Annotated in this window: 2 protein-coding genes and 1 pseudogene; 1 reads left to right on the forward strand and 2 read right to left on the reverse strand. The window is 48.6% G+C overall.

Annotation, left to right across the window (positions count from 1 at the left end):
• Nucleotides 1-64 precede the first annotated feature (64 nt).
• Both IP65_RS20630 and IP65_RS21625 read right to left on the reverse strand, forming a co-directional pair.
• Nucleotides 65-245: pseudogene (locus IP65_RS20630) on the reverse strand (IS66 family transposase); the annotation flags it as partial.
• A 391-nt stretch (nucleotides 246-636) separates the two neighbouring features.
• Nucleotides 637-1,164, reverse strand: a complete 528-nt coding sequence (locus IP65_RS21625; protein WP_171800954.1) for a hypothetical protein — start codon at nucleotides 1,162-1,164, stop codon at nucleotides 637-639.
• Between the two features lie 523 nt (nucleotides 1,165-1,687).
• Between IP65_RS21625 and IP65_RS20635 the strand changes: the two genes are divergently transcribed.
• On the forward strand, nucleotides 1,688-1,945 hold the full coding sequence (locus IP65_RS20635) for a hypothetical protein (protein ID WP_156306833.1): 258 nt from the start codon (nucleotides 1,688-1,690) through the stop codon (nucleotides 1,943-1,945).
• The last annotated feature ends 437 nt before the right edge of the window (nucleotides 1,946-2,382 follow it).

Genomic DNA, 2,382 nt, shown 5'->3' on the forward strand with positions numbered 1-2,382 from the left:
AACCACCCTCCGTGAATAAGAGCGGCTAGGGGCTGCTCGAGGCGCTTGCCGCCCCGGCTACGACCCTTGTCGAATCGTCCTTCGAGGGCGGAATTGTGCGAATTCTTCGAGGTCTTGCGCGGCTTGTCCAGCAGCGCTGCCAGTTCCGAAATCCGCGCGGCCATCCGCTCGATCATCTCATGCTGCGCAAGCAGCAGATCGTTCTTCTCGGCTTCGCTCAAAACATGAAGCAGAGGTGGTGCCATGGGCAGTTTGAATCACCGAGCCGCGAGCCATGCAAGGCCTTTTCTGCCATCCCCGTGAGCAGTTACTGAGCCATTCTCAAACGGACTCTGAGCGCTTCCTGAAGATTGGAGATGAGGAGAAACCGTTCTAATTCCCACCGTTGCTTGTGGCATAACCTTCCTGGGAAAATCAGTATCCGTTATTGTTCTTCAGTAAGGCCTGCCCACGTAGGCTTATCCTGCCCAGGTTCAGGGATTCGCAATTTCTGGGCGAAGGTGGGCGATGCGTAGATGCCGCTCGATGACAATAGGGGGGGCGCTGGAAAATTATGTCTATAATTACATCAACAAAAAATTTTAGATTGTATTTGTTATTTTAATAAATAATTTGTGAATTAATTTAATGTGTAAATTACATTATTGCTCTGAAGTTCAATCCTATTACGGTTCCTTGCACGGCAATAGAAATAATTTCCATAGAGAGTGTATATTTCAAGCGGTCATCGCGTTTAATTCCATGTTTATATGCTGAGTAATGCAATAATCCGACCAAGGATTTAATTGCGATAATTTTTCCTATCGATGGATGGCTTCCAAACAGTGGGTTTTTTTCTTGACATCCTAATTTTTGCATGCACCCAATAGTTTGGGCGGCGTCAATTGCGTTCAATGTTTGATAAATTATTTCCAGTGTCTTTAAGTTTTTTCTTATTGCTTTATAATGATTTTCTTTTTTTTCGTCAATATATGGCTTGGGTGAATTGTCGTCTTTAGGATATTCAGTCATTTTTGTCGGAGCGGAGGTGATTAATTCTTCTTTTTTGTTTCCGGCAAGATCAAATTTTATATTTGAGACGTTTTCTATGTTTCTAGAGTACGAAATTTGTTGGCAAAATGCGCTAGATGTATTGAGGATTCCGACATTCAAAAGAATGAACATACATGAAATTCGCAAATTTTCTTTTACGCGCATAACGATTTCCCGGATTTTTAGAAGTAAAGCAGAATCAGGAATTCGTTACGTTACACGCGGAGGCTGTCATTGAAATTTTAGTTTAATCTATATCGGACAATAAGATGTTCGAATTTGGATGGGATATTCACATGCCAATTTTTTGTCGTTTTGAATCAAGTTCATCTGATTGGTTCGGATTTTATGTTGATCATGATTGGATGAATATGGAGCGATTTTGGGCATTTTTGAAGATTTGCACCCACTGAAGGTCACGAGTAGCAGTTGCTGGAGTTGTTTCCCTGCTGCTGCGTGGCATTCGACGCGGTTGGCGACGGGAAAGCTCGTTTCTTTGACCTCCCGGGAAGTTCCGAAGCGCGGAGTGCGGCAGGTAATCTTCTTGACGAGCTTACAGTGGGGTTTGAGTTCAAATTGATCGGCGGTGTTATATTGTTGCGCTACGAGGGAGCGGCGGTGGCAAGGTTTGGGTCATCCACGCGGCGCGATGTCGATGTTCAGGATCCAGGCGTTGCAGCCGCTGTTGGTTGAGGCGGCGGAATTCCAGATCGCGGACCAGCTCTCGTTCAGCGGCTTCTGGGGCGGCCCGCTTGACGGTCCGGTAACGGATGCGGCGTCGATGTCGCGCGACGCGTCGAAGTGGCTTTTTTGCAGCCTTTTGCTCCGTGGCAAAAGGGGTCACAATTTCTTCGCTCGCGTCGGTACGGTGCTTGCGTATGGCGAAGATCTGGCGATACCGCACCGGGACTGAGCGACCAGGCTGATCTGCATCTGGAATGGCAGCAGCACTAACGGCGATGACGGCGCCCGCCTTACTGCGATTCTGCGGAGCGGAGGCGATGCGTTCGAGGCTCTGGGTTGATACGGCCTATCGAGCAAGTAAGATCGAGGCGATTCTCGCCAGGGCCATGCTCATGAGGTAACTCCATTAGTGGAGCTTATCCCATGGACAGGTGTTCGAGAGCGTCTTCAAGTCCAATGCCAAGCGCCGCCGCCGATCTGCGCTACGATCGGGCAGATGAATGCAGGGATTAAAGACTGCGGGCTCTGTCCATCCGCGTCATTGGCGTTGCCCAAGTCCGCATCAGGATTCAGCATGGCGAACCTCGCCTGTAACTTTTAGCGCTCCTTGTGGCTAGCCCGGCTTATTCATTGGGGTGGTGTGAAGGGTTGGCGGGATTGGCGTAA

It is taken from the genome of Novosphingobium sp. AAP1 (assembly GCF_001295765.1).
GTDB lineage: Bacteria > Pseudomonadota > Alphaproteobacteria > Sphingomonadales > Sphingomonadaceae > Novosphingobium > Novosphingobium capsulatum.